Annotated in this window: 16 protein-coding genes; 8 read left to right on the plus strand and 8 right to left on the minus strand. The window is 33.1% G+C overall.

What is annotated here, in order from left to right:
* Positions 1-235: 235 nt before the first annotated feature.
* From rpmB to rimO, 5 genes are all read left to right on the plus strand, one after another.
* Positions 236-478, plus strand: a complete 243-nt coding sequence (rpmB, locus tag ALGA_RS20295; protein WP_096432400.1) for a 50S ribosomal protein L28 — start codon at positions 236-238, stop codon at positions 476-478.
* Between the two features lie 13 nt (positions 479-491).
* Positions 492-674, plus strand: a complete 183-nt coding sequence (gene rpmG, locus ALGA_RS20300) for a 50S ribosomal protein L33 (RefSeq protein ID WP_096432402.1) — start codon at positions 492-494, stop codon at positions 672-674.
* 7 nt (positions 675-681) lie between these two features.
* A complete protein-coding gene (locus tag ALGA_RS20305) occupies positions 682-834 on the plus strand; it encodes a DUF4295 domain-containing protein (RefSeq protein WP_096432404.1) in 153 nt (50 codons plus the stop codon).
* Positions 835-991: 157 nt separating this feature from the next.
* Entirely contained in the window at positions 992-1,942 is a 951-nt protein-coding gene (ftsY, locus tag ALGA_RS20310; RefSeq protein ID WP_096432406.1) for a signal recognition particle-docking protein FtsY, read from the plus strand.
* Between the two features lie 148 nt (positions 1,943-2,090).
* Positions 2,091-3,389: a 30S ribosomal protein S12 methylthiotransferase RimO gene (rimO, locus tag ALGA_RS20315; protein ID WP_096432408.1), complete on the plus strand. Its 1,299-nt coding sequence runs from the start codon at positions 2,091-2,093 to the stop codon at positions 3,387-3,389.
* A gap of 35 nt (positions 3,390-3,424) precedes the next feature.
* Here the strand turns inward: rimO and ALGA_RS20320 are convergent, their stop codons facing one another.
* The 3 genes from ALGA_RS20320 to ALGA_RS20330 all read right to left on the minus strand — a co-directional run bounded on the left by ALGA_RS20320 (position 3,425) and on the right by ALGA_RS20330 (position 7,225).
* Positions 3,425-4,015: a 3'-5' exonuclease gene (locus tag ALGA_RS20320; RefSeq protein ID WP_096432410.1), complete on the minus strand. Its 591-nt coding sequence runs from the start codon at positions 4,013-4,015 to the stop codon at positions 3,425-3,427.
* Positions 4,016-4,070: 55 nt separating this feature from the next.
* The gene (tpx, locus tag ALGA_RS20325) at positions 4,071-4,586 is read right to left on the minus strand and encodes a thiol peroxidase (RefSeq protein WP_096432412.1); all 516 of its coding nucleotides are present in this window, start codon (positions 4,584-4,586) and stop codon (positions 4,071-4,073) included.
* A 137-nt stretch (positions 4,587-4,723) separates the two neighbouring features.
* Positions 4,724-7,225 (minus strand): ATP-dependent Clp protease ATP-binding subunit, encoded by a 2,502-nt coding sequence (locus tag ALGA_RS20330; RefSeq protein WP_096432414.1) that lies wholly within the window; start codon positions 7,223-7,225, stop codon positions 4,724-4,726.
* A 300-nt stretch (positions 7,226-7,525) separates the two neighbouring features.
* Here ALGA_RS20330 and gyrA point away from each other — a divergent pair, with 300 nt between their 5' ends.
* Together gyrA and ALGA_RS20340 are read left to right on the plus strand one after the other, a co-directional pair.
* Positions 7,526-10,054 carry a DNA gyrase subunit A gene (gene gyrA, locus ALGA_RS20335; RefSeq protein WP_096432416.1) on the plus strand — a complete coding sequence of 843 codons (2,529 nt, stop codon included), beginning with the start codon at positions 7,526-7,528 and terminating at the stop codon, positions 10,052-10,054.
* 103 nt (positions 10,055-10,157) lie between these two features.
* Positions 10,158-11,327, plus strand: coding sequence for a tetratricopeptide repeat protein (locus ALGA_RS20340; protein ID WP_096432418.1), 1,170 nt, complete (start codon positions 10,158-10,160; stop codon positions 11,325-11,327).
* 144 nt (positions 11,328-11,471) lie between these two features.
* Here ALGA_RS20340 and ALGA_RS20345 read toward each other — a convergent pair whose 3' ends face one another.
* From ALGA_RS20345 to ALGA_RS23745, 4 genes are all read right to left on the minus strand, one after another.
* The gene (locus tag ALGA_RS20345) at positions 11,472-13,184 is read right to left on the minus strand and encodes a hybrid sensor histidine kinase/response regulator (protein WP_096432420.1); all 1,713 of its coding nucleotides are present in this window, start codon (positions 13,182-13,184) and stop codon (positions 11,472-11,474) included.
* Between the two features lies 1 nt (position 13,185).
* Complete coding sequence (locus tag ALGA_RS20350) at positions 13,186-14,289, minus strand: FIST signal transduction protein (RefSeq protein WP_096432422.1); 1,104 nt, start codon at positions 14,287-14,289, stop codon at positions 13,186-13,188.
* Positions 14,290-14,458: 169 nt separating this feature from the next.
* Entirely contained in the window at positions 14,459-15,625 is a 1,167-nt protein-coding gene (locus ALGA_RS20355) for an adenylate kinase (RefSeq protein ID WP_096432424.1), read from the minus strand.
* A 96-nt stretch (positions 15,626-15,721) separates the two neighbouring features.
* Positions 15,722-16,096 carry a DUF7670 domain-containing protein gene (locus ALGA_RS23745; protein WP_096432426.1) on the minus strand — a complete coding sequence of 125 codons (375 nt, stop codon included), beginning with the start codon at positions 16,094-16,096 and terminating at the stop codon, positions 15,722-15,724.
* Positions 16,097-16,320: 224 nt separating this feature from the next.
* Here ALGA_RS23745 and ALGA_RS20365 point away from each other — a divergent pair, with 224 nt between their 5' ends.
* Positions 16,321-16,722, plus strand: a complete 402-nt coding sequence (locus ALGA_RS20365) for a hypothetical protein (protein WP_096432428.1) — start codon at positions 16,321-16,323, stop codon at positions 16,720-16,722.
* A 2-nt stretch (positions 16,723-16,724) separates the two neighbouring features.
* Here ALGA_RS20365 and ALGA_RS20370 read toward each other — a convergent pair whose 3' ends face one another.
* Positions 16,725-17,330, minus strand: coding sequence for a trimeric intracellular cation channel family protein (locus tag ALGA_RS20370; protein WP_096432430.1), 606 nt, complete (start codon positions 17,328-17,330; stop codon positions 16,725-16,727).
* Positions 17,331-17,403 lie beyond the last annotated feature (73 nt).

Below are 17,403 nucleotides of genomic sequence, written 5' to 3' on the forward strand. Positions count from 1 at the left end.
TTTTGTAGCTAAGTGTGATATTCATTTCTTTATTTATTGAAAAAAAAGAATTTATTGTTTGTAAGAACAAACTCTTTACTATTTAGACATGCATTGTGTTTGTTGTGCATGGAGCAAATGAATCCACATTAAAATTTATCTGTAAAAAGTTGTGAAATAATTTGATTTTCAAGAAAATTATCACGTATTTTGCGACCTGTTTGAAAAGCGTTTAAGGAAAAAAATAATCTGGACTATGTCAAGAGTTTGTCAAATTACTGGAAAGAGCGTAATGGTTGGGAACAATGTTTCTCACTCAAAAAGAAGAACTAAGAGAAGATTCTATCCAAATCTTTTCGATAAGAAGTTCTATCTTCCTGAAGAGGATCGCTGGATTGAGCTAAGGATTTCTGCTGCAGGAGTACGACTAATTAACAAATTAGGAGTAAAAGGTGCACTTACGAAAGCTCAAGAAAAAGGATTTATTAAAAAATACTAAAAAGGCATAGAAAATGGCTAAAAAAGGCAATAGAGTGCAAGTAATTCTTGAGTGTACCGAGCACAAAGTAAGCGGTATGCCAGGGACTTCAAGATACATTACTACTAAGAATAAGAAAAACACTCCAGATCGTATGGAGATGAAAAAGTATAATGCAATTTTGAAGAAGGTAACTGTTCACAGAGAAATTAAATAATTGAGATATGGCTAAGAAAGTAGTAGCATCCCTACAAAAAGGTGAAGGCCGTGGTTTCGCTAAGGTAATCAAAATGGTAAAATCACCTAAGACTGGTTCATATTCTTTTAAAGAAGAAATTGTACCAAACGACAAGGTAAAGGACTTCTTTGCTAAATAGTAAAGAACTTCAGATAATACTAAAAGCTTCCTAATTTTATTGGGAAGCTTTTTTTATACCTTCTAATATTACTTTCTTCTATAGCTTTAATTCATTTATTGTTAATTGCTTGTAAGTTCATTTTTTTGTACTTTAGCAGACTAAAATTTAATTGGAAATGGGATTATTTGGGAGTTTTTCAAGATCAAAAAAAGAAAATCTTAATAAAGGACTTGCTAAGACAAAAGACAGTGTTTTTAAGAAGTTGACTCGTGTTGTTGTCGGTAAAACCACAGTTGATGATGATGTACTTGATGAATTGGAGGAGGTTTTGATTTCTTCTGATGTTGGGGTTGATACCACCTTGAAAATTATTGGACGAATTGAAAAGCGTGTAGCAGAGGATAAGTTCTTGGGAGCTTCTGAATTGAATCGTATTCTTAAAGAGGAGATTTCTGGTCTATTAGAGGAGAATAATAAAGGTGATTACGAAGCCTTTGACTTGCCAAAATCTGATAATCCTTATGTAATAATGGTTGTTGGTGTTAATGGTGTTGGAAAAACAACTACCATTGGAAAATTAGCTTATCAATTCAAGAAGGCTGGAAAAAAGGTAACACTTGGAGCTGCGGATACATTTCGTGCGGCGGCTGTTGAGCAATTAAGAATATGGTCCAAAAGAGTAGGTGTTCCGGTTGTAGATCAAGGAATGGGTGCGGATCCCGCTTCTGTCGCTTTTGAAACTCTTACTCAAGCTAAAGCAAATGGTTCAGATGTGGTTATTATTGATACTGCAGGACGTTTGCATAATAAAATCAACTTAATGAATGAGTTGAGTAAGATCAAGCGCGTGATGGATAAAGTTATTCCCGAAGCTCCGCATGAAATTTTATTGGTGTTAGACGGATCAACCGGGCAGAATGCATTTGAGCAAGCGAAACAATTTACCCTGGCAACCGAAGTAAATGCATTGGCCATTACTAAGCTTGATGGTACTGCAAAAGGGGGAGTTGTTATTGGTGTATCTGACCAATTTAAAGTACCTGTAAAATACATAGGAATTGGAGAAAGCATGGAAGATTTGCAAGTATTCAATAGAAACGAATTTGTAGATTCTTTATTTAGTTAAACGAATCTCCTGATGATATTTGAAAAGGCTGTCTCTCATGGACAGCCTTTCTTTTTCTAAAACCTGTTAATATTTCAAATTCAAATGGGAAAAAGAGTTTTTTCTCTTATTTTTGCCAAAAATTAAGTCGATAAAAGTAAATTTATATATGAATCAGACGAAAATAAATATTGTTAGTTTGGGTTGTTCAAAGAATTTGGTTGATACTGAATTGTTAATGAAACAGCTTGATGCCAATCAATTTCAAGTTGGCTGTGATGAAGAGAATAGTGATGCAAGAACTATCATTATTAATACTTGTGGATTTATTGGTGATGCGAAAGAGGAGTCGATAGATATGATTCTTCAATATGTAGAAGAAAAAAAAGCAGGTAGAATAGACACATTATTTGTAATGGGTTGTTTATCCGAACGTTATCGTGATGATTTAGTGAAAGAGATTCCAGAGGTAGATCATTTCTTTGGGAAATTTGAATGGCAATTGATTATAAAAGAATTAAATAAGGATTACAAACCTGATTTTAAGAATTTTAGAATGATTACTACGCCTAAACATTTTGCTTATTTAAAAATCTCCGAGGGGTGTAATCGATCTTGTTCGTATTGTGCCATTCCTATCATTACAGGAAAGCATGTTTCCAGACCGATGGAAGATATATTGGAAGAGGCAAGGGGACTAGTAAAAGATGGGGTGAAGGAGCTATTGGTGATTGCTCAGGATTTATCCTACTATGGACATGATTTATATAACGAATCGAAACTTGCTGAATTGATTCAGTTGCTTTCTGAAATAGATGGTTTAGAGTGGATTAAGTTACATTATGCATATCCTACTCAATTTCCATATGGAATTCTCAAGTTGATGCGGGAGAATCCAAAAGTTTGTCGTTACCTTGATATAGCACTTCAACATTCCAGTGATAATGTATTAAATTTAATGCGAAGAGGTATTAATCGTGAGAAAACTATTGAGCTAATTACCAAAATTAGGGAGGAGGTTCCAGGAATTACTCTTAGAACTACAATGTTAGTTGGTCATCCTGGAGAAACCGAAGCAGATATGGAGGATCTCATGGCGTTTGTATCGGAGATGAAGTTTGAACGCTTGGGAGTTTTTCCATATTCAAATGAAGATGATACTTATGCGGCCATTAATTACGATGATAATATTCCTTTAGAGATAAAAGAAAGCAGGAAGGATGATATCATGGCTTTGCAACAGGGGATTTCACGAGCAGTAAACGAAAAAAGAGTAGGGGCAGAATTGAAAGTTGTGATTGATAGAAAGGATGCCGAATTCTATTACGGACGAACAGAATTTGATTCGTATGAAGTTGACCCGGAGGTTTTAATCCCAATTAAAGGAGCTGACCTTAAAATTGGTGAGTTTTATACCGTTAAAATTAACGATTTTGAAGATTACGACTTATTTGGAGAAGTAATATAAAGAAAAAGGCAGATCGTTTGATCTGCCTTTATTTTTTAAAATAAACTTCCTTGTACTTGATACATCCCGGTTTTTTTTAACTCAAAAAAACAATCGGCACATGCTTTAACATCTGCTAGTGCATCATGAGCACCTTCAAAGTCTTTTTGAAACAAAAATTGGTGAAGCTCAGTCAAATTAGGCCATTTGTAACCACTTCGCCCAGGTATTTTACAAACATTAGTTGTGGTTTTCATGGTACAAATTTTAGGGATGTCAATCAATCTGCTTTTGATATCTTTCCTTAGAAATTCGGCTCCAATAATTACTTCATCGAAGCTAATATTGTGAGCAATAAGAAAATCAGCCTCGTTTAATGCTTTCGAGAATTCGTTTAATGCCTCAGTCAAATCAATTCCTTCATCAATAGCTTTTTGTGTTGAAATGCCGTGAATATTAGAAGCTTCAGGAGGAATAATATATCCTTCAGGAATAATGATTCTATTTGCTCTTTTTATTTCATTATCGCGACTATCATAAAGAAGCCATGCTAATTGAACGAGTCTTGGCCAGTTATCTAAATCTGTAACTGGAGCATTCCAACGTTTAGGTAGACCAGTTGTTTCTGTATCGAAAAATAAGTACATATATTTTCTTTTAAAAAAACTCCATTAAGGAGCTTTAATAATTAATTATAGAATCTTAAACTAATGCTTTAGCAACTTTCAATGCTGCTTCGTAATTAGGTTCTTCTGTCATTTCAGCTACATATTCTACATATTTTACCTTGTTGTCTTTATCTATAACGACAATACCACGGGCAAGAAGACGTAATTCCTCAACAACAAAACCATATTTTAATCCAAAATCAAGTTCTTTATGATCGGAAAGGGTAATTAAATTTGTTATCCCTTCAGCGCCACAGAAACGCCCCAATGCAAATGGCAAATCATTAGATAATGTAATGATTTGTATGTTTTTATCTAAAGAAGCAGCTTCTTTGTTGAATCTATGGGTTTGCGCCGAACAAACACCTGTATCAATAGATGGAAAGATAGATAAAATCTTTACTTTCCCATCAAAATCAGATAGTTGTACTGGAGATAAACCTTGATCAAGAGCTGTAAAATTATTTGCAATTGTTTCAGTTTTCACTTCATTTCCAAGAAGAGTCATTGGATTGCCTGCAAAGGCAACTTTTTTATTATTTTTATTCATAATGATATTTTATCGTTTAAACCAAAGGTAATAATTGTTTTGAATTACTCTAAATAAAAATAGAATTGAAATAAAAAAAACACCCCAAATATTGTGTTTAACATTTAGGGTGTTGTTCGCTGTATGCCGATAATTTTCTATTCTAATTCTTTCTGTAGTTTCAGAACTTTAGTAGTTATTTTCTGTTTGGCTTTATCAAAACCTACAGAGATGGTGTCGCCTTCTGAAATACTTGCTTTTATAATGACTTCTGCCATTTCATCTTCCAAATATTTTTGAATGGCACGTTTTAATGGACGAGCACCGAATTGAACATCATAACCTTTTTCAGCAATAAAATCTTTGGCTGCCGAAGACATCTTAATATGGTACCCCAGTTCATTAACTCTCTTGTATAAGCCATCAAGTTCTATATCGATGATCTTATGAATGTCTTTTTGAGTTAGAGAATTAAACATGACCAAGTCATCAATTCTGTTAAGAAATTCGGGAGCAAATGCTTTTTTTAGTGCTTTATGAATAATATTGTTGGTGTAGTCATTAGATTCAGATCCTCCTGATTGGAATCCAATTCCTTTCCCAAAATCTTTTAATTCTCTACTGCCAATATTGGAAGTCATGATGATAATGCTATTTTTAAAATCAACCTTACGTCCCAAGCTATCAGTTAATTGACCGTCATCTAGAACTTGCAGTAAAATATTAAAAACATCTGGATGTGCTTTTTCAATTTCATCCAAGAGTACAACAGAATAAGGCTTGCGTCTTACTTTTTCTGTCAATTGGCCACCTTCTTCATAACCAACATAACCCGGAGGTGCTCCAACTAATCTAGATACAGCAAATTTCTCCATGTATTCGCTCATGTCAATTCGTATAAGCGAGTCATTGCTGTCGAACAAATAGTTTGATAAAACCTTAGCTAGTTGAGTTTTACCAACGCCAGTTGGCCCTAGAAATATGAATGTGCCAATTGGTTTGTTCGGATCTTTTAAACCAGCTCTATTCCTTTGAATGGCTTTTACAATTTTACTAATGGCATCTTCTTGTCCAATAACTTTTCCTTGAAGTTCAGTAGCCATTTTTAAAAGTCTGGAGCCTTCTGCCTGAGCAATTCTTTTTACGGGGACTCCAGTCATCATTGCAACCACTTCGGCAATATCGTCTGCAGAAACTTTTTCCTTTTTAAGGCTAAGTTCTTGTTCCCATTTGTCTTTTTCCCGATCTAAATCTTCCGAAAAAGTTTTTTCTTTATCTCTAAAACTTGCTGCTAACTCAAACTTCTGCGCTTTAACAGCTTTAATTTTATTTTGACGGGTTTCTTCTATTTTTTTCTCTAATTCTTCGATGATTACAGGAACGTGAATATTTGAAATATGAACACGTGATCCTGATTCGTCAAGAGCATCAATTGCTTTGTCTGGCAAGTGTCTGTCGCTTATGTATCTGGACGTTAGTTTGACACAAGCTTCAATGGCTTCTTTTGTGTAGAAAACATTATGATGGTCTTCGTATCGTTCCTTAATATTATTTAGAATCTCTATTGTTTCTTCAGGAGAGGTTGGTTCAACCATCACTTTCTGAAAACGTCTTTCTAAGGCTCCATCTTTTTCAATATTTTGACGATACTCATCAAGCGTTGTTGCTCCAATGCATTGAATTTCACCTCTTGCCAAGGCTGGTTTAAGCATGTTTGCTGCATCTAGTGATCCTGTAGCTCCACCAGCTCCTACAATAGTGTGAATTTCATCAATAAAAAGAATAATGTCAGTTGTTTTTGAAAGCTCGTTTAAAATGGCTTTCATTCTTTCTTCAAACTGACCTCGATACTTTGTTCCAGCAACAATTGAGGCTAAATCCAAAGAAACAACTCTCTTTCCAAACAGAACTCTTGACACCTTTTTTTGAATGATCCGTAAAGCAAGTCCTTCAGCAATAGCTGATTTACCAACGCCAGGCTCACCAATTAAAATTGGATTGTTCTTTTTTCTACGACTTAAAATTTGTGCCAATCGTTCAATTTCCCTTTCTCTTCCAACAATGGGGTCCAGAGTACCTTCTTCTGCTGATTTGGTTATATCAATACCAAAATTATCTAATACTGGAGTTTCAGATTTTCCCCTTGATGTAGTTCTTTTAGATTCACCACCAGACAATCCGCCTTTTTCTTCATGATCTTCTGGATTATAGTCTGCCTGTGCTTTAGGGAAGAGTGTTTTTAAATTATCTTTCACTTTATTGTAGTCTATGGTATTGTCCTCTAGAACTTGAGTTACCAAACTCTTTTCATCTTTTAAGATGGCCAAAAGGAGATGACTTGTGTCAATAGTGTTATTTTTTAGGGCTTTAGCTTCAAGATATATTAATTTAAGAACACGTTCCGCTGATCTTTGCAGGGGAATATTGTTTTGATCTAAGTCAGATATTGCATCTGATTTCAGATTTTTCTCAATGTTTTTTCGAATATCGTAAAGGTTGGCTCCTAATGAAATTAGAATATCAACAGCAATACCTTCACCCTCACGAAGAATTCCTAAAAACAAATGTTCCGTTCCAATAGCATTATTACCAAGCCTTTCAGCTTCCTCTTTGCTATAAGAAAGTACATCTTTTATACGAGGTGAAAATTTTGAATCCATATAGTCGGTCTTTAATAATTTTAACAAATCAATATAAATTAATCGGTAAATTCATCCCGATTTTGTAATTGTAGCATTAAAATAACAAAAAATAATTAGATACAAGCCTAAATTGGCTATCAAATTTTCATCTCTTATCTATCTAAATTAGCAATTAAACTAATAATCAACCAATAATGCGAAACGGGGTGATATTTATCTTAATCCATTCATAAATATCACTTCCTTTGTTACGCAAAATCTACATATTTTGTTACTTTTGTAATTCCGAGAAATGATTAGAATTTTAAAATAAATATAATGACTACTGGAGAGAGAATTATACGTATTAATATAGAAGAGGAAATGAAATCAGCCTACATTGATTACTCAATGTCGGTGATTGTTTCCAGAGCTTTGCCAGATGTTAGGGATGGATTAAAACCTGTTCATCGCAGAGTATTGTTTGGAATGGGAGAGTTGGGAATGACATCAACTAAACCTTACAAGAAATCAGCTAGAATTGTTGGAGAAGTATTAGGTAAGTATCATCCACATGGTGATAGTTCTGTATACATGACAATGGTTCGTATGGCTCAACATTGGTCTTTGCGTTATCCTCTCATTGATGGTCAGGGAAATTTTGGTTCTGTTGATGGTGATAGCCCGGCAGCTATGCGTTATACTGAGGCCAGAATGAAAAAAATTGCTGAAGAGATATTAGCCGATCTTGACAAGGATACAGTTGATATGACTTCCAATTTTGATGAGTCCTTACTGGAACCAACGGTTCTTCCTACTCGAATTCCAAATCTTTTAGTTAATGGAGCTTCGGGAATTGCTGTTGGCATGGCAACAAATATGGCGCCACATAATTTATCTGATGTTATTGATGCAATAGTCACTTATATTGATGACAATGATGTCTCAATGGAGGATTTGATTCGTATTGTGAAAGCGCCTGATTTCCCTACAGGAGGAACAATTTACGGTTATCAAGGTGTTAAAGATGCATTTGAGACAGGTAGAGGTCGTGTTGTTGTGCGTTCGAAAACGAATATTGAAACAACGGACAATGGACGTGAAAAAATAATCGTAAGTGAAATTCCTTATATGGTTAATAAGGCTGAGTTGATTATCAAAGCAGCAGACTTAATCAATGATAAAAAGATAGAAGGAATTTCAAATGTAAATGATGAGTCTGACCGTAACGGTATGCGTATCGTTTTCGATCTAAAAAGAGATGCGATTGCCAACGTTGTTTTAAACAAGTTGTTTAAATATACTCAAATGCAAACGTCTTTCAGCGTTAATAATATTGCGTTGGTTAAAGGACGTCCCAAAATGTTAAATCTTAGGGATTTAATAGTGCATTTTGTTGAACATAGACATGAGGTTGTTATTCGAAGAACTCAATTTGAATTAAGACAAGCAGAAGCTAAGGCTCATATTTTAAAAGGCTTGATTATTGCTTTGGATCATATCGATGAAGTAATTGCATTAATTAGAGCATCTAAAACTCCGGAAGAAGCTAGAATAGGCTTAATGTCTAACTTTTCGTTAGATGAGCTACAAGCTAAGGCAATTTTGGATATGCGTTTGCAGAAATTAACCGGTCTTGAGAGAGATAAACTGCATGCGGAATATGAAGAATTGATGAAATTGATTGATTATTTGAATTCAATTCTTAATAATGAACCAATTCGAATGGATATCATTAAAAATGAACTTCTTGATGTGAAAGCTAAATATGGCGATGAAAGAAGAACTGATATCGTTTATGCTTCAGAAGAGTTTAATCCGGAAGATTTTTATGCTGATGAAGAAATGGTAATTACCATTTCAAGAATGGGCTATATTAAACGAACACCACTCGGCGAATTCAAAACTCAAAATAGAGGTGGAGTAGGTTCTAAAGGAAGTATTACTAGAGAAGAAGATTTCTTAGAGCATATGATTATGGCAACAATGCATAATACTATGTTGTTCTTCACAGAAAAAGGGAAATGCTTTTGGTTGAAAGTTTACGAAATTCCTGAAGGAACCAAACAATCTAAAGGTAGAGCGATTCAAAATCTATTGAATATTGAACAGGATGATAAGGTGAAAGCTTACATTAATGTTCTTAATTTAAAAGAAGAAGAATATATCAATAATAATAACATTGTTCTTTGTACTAAGAAAGGTGTTATTAAGAAAACTTCACTGGAAGCTTATTCTCGTCCGAGAGTTAACGGTGTAAATGCGATTACTATTCGTGAAGGAGATCAATTGCTTGAAGCTAAACTTACAAATGGGAACAATGAGATTTTAATTGCCGGACGTTCAGGAAAAGCGATTAGATTTGCTGAAAGTCAGGTGCGACCAATGGGAAGAACAGCCTCTGGAGTACGTGGAATTACGCTAAAAGATGAAAGCGACGAGGTAGTTGGCATGATATGTGTTAAGAATGGAGAAGAGGATATTCTTGTTGTTTCTGAAAATGGTTTTGGAAAACGTTCTAAAATTGATGATTACAGAATTACCAATAGAGGTGGTAAAGGTGTTAAAACCATTAGTATCACTGAGAAAACAGGTGATTTAATTGCTATTAAAAATGTAACCGATACTGAAGATCTAATGATCATCAATAAATCTGGAATTACAATTAGAATGGCTGTTTCTAATTTAAGAGTTATGGGACGTGCTACCCAGGGAGTTCGTTTAATTAACCTGAGTAAGAAAAATGATTCGATCGCAGCTGTTGCTAAAGTAAATTCTTCACCTGAAGAAGCTGAATTAACGGAAGAGAAACCAGCAGAAGGAGAAGAGTCAACTGAGTCAACAGGACCAGTAGAAGGAGATGAGTAAAGAATAAATACTTAGACTAAATATAAAGAAACCAATCTTGTGCTTTAATATGGAATAAAAATATATTTTTGTGCAAGATTGTTATAATAACTAAACATTAATTATGAGAAAAGTATCATTCATTCTAGTTATGCTTATGTGTGTTGCAAGTGTAAGCGCACAAAAAAGTAAAGTTACTGGAGCCCAGAATTATCTTACTTCCGGTAAGTTAGATCAGGCAAAAGAAACTATTGATTTAGGAATTCAGGACGAAAAATGTGTGGAATATGCTAAGGCATATCTTGTGAAAGGAAAAGTATATCAGGCTATCTTTGAGAGTCCTCTTCCTGCGTACAAGAAATTGTCGGAAAATCCACTTGATGTTGCATTTGATGCTTACATGAAAGCTCTTGAGTTAGATGAGAAGGGGAGAATGGAAAAGCCTATTACAGCTCAGATGACAAATATGATTCCTGATTACACAAATGAAGCAGTAAACCTTTACAATAAAGGAGATTTTCCTGGTGCTTTAGCTGCTTTTGAAAGAGTCTTGGAAATTGAAGCAATGGATATGTTTAAGGAAAATGCTACAATTGACACAGCTGTAATTTTTAATGCAGGTATGACTGCTCAAAAGTCTGATCAATTAGAGAAAGCTGCTAAATATTACAAGCAATCTATTGAGTACAATTATGGGGGCGCAAAAACTTATGCTAATTTGGCTAAAGTTTTAAATGATTCTGGAAATAAAGAAGAAGGAGTTAAATACCTGCATAAAGGATTTGAGCTATTTCCAAATGATTCATGGATGTTAGTTGAATTGATAAATCATTACATGTTAGGTGGAGAGCCTGAAAAAGCTGCTGACTATCTGGATAAAGCAATTGAGTTAGATCCAACAAACAGTTCTTTTTATCGCGCTAAAGGTACATTATATGAAAAAACCGAGGAATTTGCTAAGGCTGAAGAGATGTACAATAAAGCATTGAGTATGGATCCTGAGGATTTTACTTCTCAGTATAATCTGGGATTGCTAAAACTAAATTCAGCCATACAAAATCATAAAGCAGCCAATGAAATAATGGATGCTAAAAAGTATAACGAAGCAATTAAAGGTGTTTATACCGAATATGAAGCTGTTGTTCCATATTTTGAAAAGGTTCTTGAAATGCAACCTGATGAGAAAAATTCTATGATTACTTTGAAAGAGCTATATTTCAAATTAAGAAATGAAAAAGAAGTTTACCTTGAAAAATATAATCAAATCAAGGCCAAGTTGGATGGAATGGAATAATTCATAAATTATAAAATAAAAGGAAGTTACGGCTTCCTTTTATTTCAATATACTCTATTTAACGTAATGTTGATTATAGGACAAATGTACGTTTTTTAATAAACTCATAATGAAGGCTAGATATTAAGAAATATCAAGATTGAGTTACAAAAACCTCTGTAAGACTTCAATTAATTTCTGTGGATCAATAGGCTTTGTAATAAATTCATCAGCCCCAGCATTGAAACATTCTTCCTTTTCGTTGTTAAACGTAAAGGCTGTTTGTACAATAACAGGAATACCACTATTAAATGATTTAATTTGTTTAATCGCATCTAAGCCACCAATTTCAGGCATTCTCAAATCCATTAATACTAAATCAATTTGAGGATTATTGGTTTGACATATTTCTATTGCGTCCTTTCCATTCCGAGCCCAAATTACATTAGCATCTGTTAATTCAATTATTGCATTTAGGTAGTTGAAATTAGACTTAACATCTTCAGCTATTAAAATATTGCAATTTGAATAATTAATGGACTTAATTCCTGATTTTTCAATTCTATTTTCATATTTATCAGAAGAATCTCTTAACAACTTAAGATTTGATTGTCCGGAATCATGCACTTTGAAATAAAAATTTGACCCGATCTCAGCTTCAGAATCAAACCAAATTTCGCCATCTAAAAGTTGCACCATTTTTTTACAAAGTGTTAAACCTATTCCTGAACCTTCAAATTTTCGAGTAGAACTGCTTTCACCTTGCCTAAATAGATCAAAAATAACATCTTGTTTTTCCGAAGAAATACCCACACCTGTATCTTTTATGTAAAACACGGGGTGTTTTTCATTTTCTATAAAATAACCTATCTCAATTAATCCTTTTGGGGTGAATTTTATAGCATTATCTATAAGATTATCAAATACTTGAATGATTTTATTCTTGTCGGAATAAATTGAGAACTGGTCACTATTATCAGGTAATACAAGCTTTAGCTTAAGTTTGCAATGACTTAACAGATATGTTTTATGGATCTTAAATAGATCTGTTATAATTGGATTTAAAACAAATTTTTCTTTTTGAATAGCTAATTGGTTCGTTTCCATTTTGGAAACATCAATCAAATTATTTATTAGTTTTAATAGTTTTTTACTATTATTTGAAATGTGACTTATGAAATTGGTGCGTTGTTCTATATTTATCTCCGTGTCTGACAATAAGTTTGAGAATCCAACTATGGCATTAATTGGAGTCCTAATTTCATGACTTATATTTGAAAGAAAGGCTGATTTTAATTGCTCTGATTCCTCCGCCTCCTTCTTGGCTTTTTCAAGTTCCTTTTTTGTTTCTGTAATTGTCAGTAAATCCTGAATAGATATTTCATGTGAGATGCATGCCTGTATGGAAACTGAAAATTTATCTACAACATTTTTTAATTTAGTTTGATCGATATCACTCCAAATTCGTTTTTCTGACGATGAATAGAGAGCCAAAAATCCAATGTCTTTTAATTGAAAAAAAGTTATTGCTCCCCCCTCTTTCACTTTAAATCCTATTTCATTACTAATCTCTTGTGTAAGAACACACGAAAAAGAATTTTGAGATTCAAAACAGTTATCAATAAAATTAGGAATGCATATAGAATCAGTTTTAAGCTTAACAATAGGATGCGAATAAATAGCTTTTAATCCAAATTCATTATTCGAAAATGGAATGTGCTTGTTTTTAATCCAAACACCGCCAAATTCGATATTTTTAAATGACATTAGTGCATGTGAAAATTGCTTACAATTTTCCTTCATATCTAATGATTGTCCAATAGATAGAGATAATTCGTAAAGAAATGAAATGTCTTTTATTATATCGTTTGTTAGCATTCTAATCTGTATATGATAAACCTATAACGATAGATTTATTTAATATTTCAGGATACCCTTCACCACTTGAGTATATTTCACCAATGGAAAGTGCTCCTTCTAAATTCATCTGACTTTGGTTGTTTTTAATTTCTTCAGCTAAATTAGATAATTCCATATAGAAATCATTATTTAAATGATTAGCTCTTGATATGCAATTGAAAATCAACACATCAGATATTTTTGATTTTTCATTGATATTTTGGGTAATAAGATTTTTAGGAATTGATTTAAAATCTTCCTTTCCCATTGACATTAAATCGATAAGTGAATTCTCTGGAATACTACCTGCACATTGCAGGTAACCCTCTTCAGAAACTTTCATTGGGTCTCTTATAATATATTCTTTATTCTCTTTATAGATTCCAAATGGATAATGGATAGAATTTTCCTCAAAATTTAATCTGTCAAGATCGATGTCTAATACTTCTTTTAAAAATCGCTGGTATACAACAAATGCATTCTCCCAATTAAGTTCCTTTATAAAGTTTTTTTCAGTTTTTGTAGCAATAAAAGGGCCAAAAAGTTTTGTCCAACCATGTAAAGCACCTGTTGTTGCCTTGCTTTTAGTTAGTATGACTATAGATCCTGATCTAAATACTCCATCATTACTAATTAAAATGCCTTCGTTGTTCTCTTTGATTCGTCCGACACCACCTCCTATAAATTTAACATCATTTCCTAAATAGGTATATAATGATCTTAAGTGTTCGGAACTATTGGAGCACAAACCGGATACTAGAACATAAGCTGTTGAAAATATTGCACTATCCAATTTTGAAATTTGACGGCTAAATATTTCGGGGGAATCAAAATAGATAGAAATAGAATCATCACATATCCATTTGATAACAACGCCTTGATTTGATGTTTTTTCGTTGTAGATTATTTGAGGGAATACTCCGCCAGCAAATCGAATATTTTTCTGATTTAATGATTCAACAAGCTCATTTAAGGAAATTTTAGAATCTTCACCAATAAGTATAAAAGCAAATGAATTATCAGTAGAAGTATGATTTTCTAATGAATTAAGTATTTTTTTTAGGCTTGGATTTTCCAGATACATTGCTTCTCCTCTTGAATTATATTAATTACAATTTTAGCGAATTTATGACTACTAACCGATTACATTTGATTAAAGAGCAATATTACTATGTCAAGGCTTTCAATTGCTTTGTAAGAGGAGAAAATAAAAAAAAACTGGCATTTTTGTGAAAAGCCAGTTTTTTATCAAATTATCTAATTTTCTTGAATGAATTATTGACAACATCCGTGAGTCGTTTAAAGACCTCGTCTTCAGTTCCTATTCCATCTACCATTTCAAATTTGTTCTGTTTGGAATAATAGGGGGATACTTTAATGCTTCTCTTTTCAAATTGTTCTAATCGATGAATAATGATATCAGTATCATCATAAAGCCTTTTTCCAATGGTTTTTCTTCTCGAAGTTAGACGTTTAATGGATTCAAGAGTAGAAACGTTAAGATTGATTGATGTAGTGACCGTAGAGTCGAGTTTTCGTAAAAGACCATCAAGTATGTAAGCCTGAACAATAGTTCGGGGAAATCCTTTAAAAATAAAGCCATTGGCATCTGGATGCTTGCGGATTTGTCTTTCAATTAATCGAATCGCAATTTCATCTGGAACAATATCTCCTTTTTCAATATAGGTTTTCGCGCTTTGACCCATTTCTGTGTCTTTTTTTATTTCTTGACGCATTAAATGACCCGTTGAAATATATACTAAATTGAATTGCTCGGCTAATTTTCTTCCTTGAGTACCTTTTCCTGATCCTGGAGGACCTAATAAAACCAAATTAATCCATGATTTTTGAAGTGTTTGATCTACAATAGCAGTCAATCGCTCAAAAATTTGATCGATACCACCCATACCTTCAATACCGTGGTATATTTCTTTTTCTTTATAGAAATTGGCAACAGGAGCTGTTTTGGTGTCATACTCTTTTAAACGAACACTTATAACTTCCTCTGTATCATCTTCTCTATCCTCCTTCTTTGCACGATCTAACAAACGACTTCGCAATTGGTCTGAAGGTACTTGCAAACTTAGCATACAGTCCAGTTTTGTATTCATCTTTAAAAGTAAACCTTCAAGAATATAGGCTTGTACTATTGTTCTAGGGAATCCATCAAAAAGAAAACCATTTACGTCAGTATTGGTTAGTATACGTTCTTCAATAATTTGAACAATAATTTCGTCGGGAACAAGTCCACCCCTTTTTATGATGTCTGTTGCCTGTAAACCAAGCTCGGTTCCTTCTGCAATCTCACTTCTTAGAATATCTCCCGTTGATATATAAGCTAGATTATATTTTTCGACAAGCATCTTTGATTGAGTTCCTTTACCTGCGCCAGGAGGGCCAAAAAGTGCAATATTTAACATGAACTAAGATTTATATTTGTTATGATTGTTATTGATTCAAAAATAATAAAAATTTCATTCGTTAATAGAATTTTAATAGAATGTTCCTAAGCAGAATTATTTAAGGAAAATCAGCAATGAAATTTTATAACTTTTAAAATTCGTAAAAGTGCTTAAACCCCAGCATAATAGATGTAATAAACCTAAAAATAAGAACGTAGGAAATACAGGTCCATTCCAAAAAGAATAATTGGCAATTGCGAAGAAAATATAGCCCCAAATTAGAAGAAGACTGCCAATAAATTCAAACTTCCATACGACTATTAATCCGATAAGCATTATGACATTTGCCGAGAATAATTTAATTTCTTGTTCAGACATCATAGTTAAATCAGGAGAACCAATTTGGATAGCAAACCAAATAAAAAATAGGAATAAGAAGATCCCTAAAAAGCGCGCAATCCAGCGAAGTATGGTTATAATTAGTTTCAATTCAAATTCTTTTTAACGATTTGGCAGGCTTTAAAGTGTGCCTTTCATCAAATATAGCCGAATTAATATTTAATTGAAAATTACAACACGAGATATAATAAAAAAAAGACCAAAAAGTATTTAATAATTTATTTATACCTCTGGTAATAAGATGATTTAAATTGACATTCTTCTTGTAATGTCTTATATTTTAATAAGGAAGTTATCCATTTAAATTTATCGTTATGAAGGCAAACTATTTATGTCCAATTTGTAGAACCTATCTCAATGTTGGAGATCAAATTGTTATCTCGGCTAAAAATGAGAAAGGAGTTAAGGGGCTTCTATTATTTAGTATTCATTTGGGAGATTACGAAATTAATAAGCATCCTAATTTTGATATTGAAAAGAATGAAAACCTTAGTATGTATTGTCCTTGCTGCCATAAGAGTTTAAGGTATCCAAAGGCACATAAAAATATTTTTAAAATTTTAATGCAAGACGATGAAGATCAGGAGTATGAGATTCTTTTCTCAGGAATTTATGGAGAAAGGTGCACCTATCAAATTCATGAGAAAAAAGTAAATACTTTTGGGCAAGATGCCAGTAAATATATTAATTTCAACAACTTAATTGATATGTCTTAAGTCTAGTATTTTAAAACTGGCAGCGAAACTTTAAAGCGGATACAGATTATTCGAATAATGATTATACATGCAATGGTTATGAATTGGTTAAGAGAAGGTTCTACACCAAGGAAGTTGAGGGTGATAAAAAGAACTCCGCCAACCAAACAGGCGGTTGCGTAAATCTCTTTTCTGAAAATTAATGGAATATCATTACAAAGGGTATCTCTAATAACACCTCCCATTACAGCGGAAAATAATCCCATTATTATGGATAAAAAGGGATGTATCCCCATGCTTAATGATTTTTCGATTCCTATTATTGTAAAGACACCAATTCCTATCGTATCAAACAAAAATAGAGTTCGTTTTAAAGTCATGATATACCTTTTAAAGAGAAATGTGAGCGCAACACCAGTCGATATAACGATTAGGTAGTTAATGTCGCTGATCCAACCAACAGGAAAATTACCAAGGATCACGTCGCGAAGAGTTCCACCACCTATCGCAGTAATAAACCCTGTAAAATAGGCCCCAAAAAGATCGAGTTTTTTATTTGCTGCAGATAATGTTCCACTGATTGTAAATACAAGAGTACCTAATAAATCTAACTCATATAAGATCGTCATAATTTAATTTTTCGCACAAAAATATGTAGTATAATTGAATAGATAAAAAAAAAAGGATGAGATTTTATTGAAT

Origin of the sequence: Labilibaculum antarcticum (assembly GCF_002356295.1) — a bacterium.
GTDB classification, from domain to species: Bacteria; Bacteroidota; Bacteroidia; order Bacteroidales; family Marinifilaceae; genus Labilibaculum; species Labilibaculum antarcticum.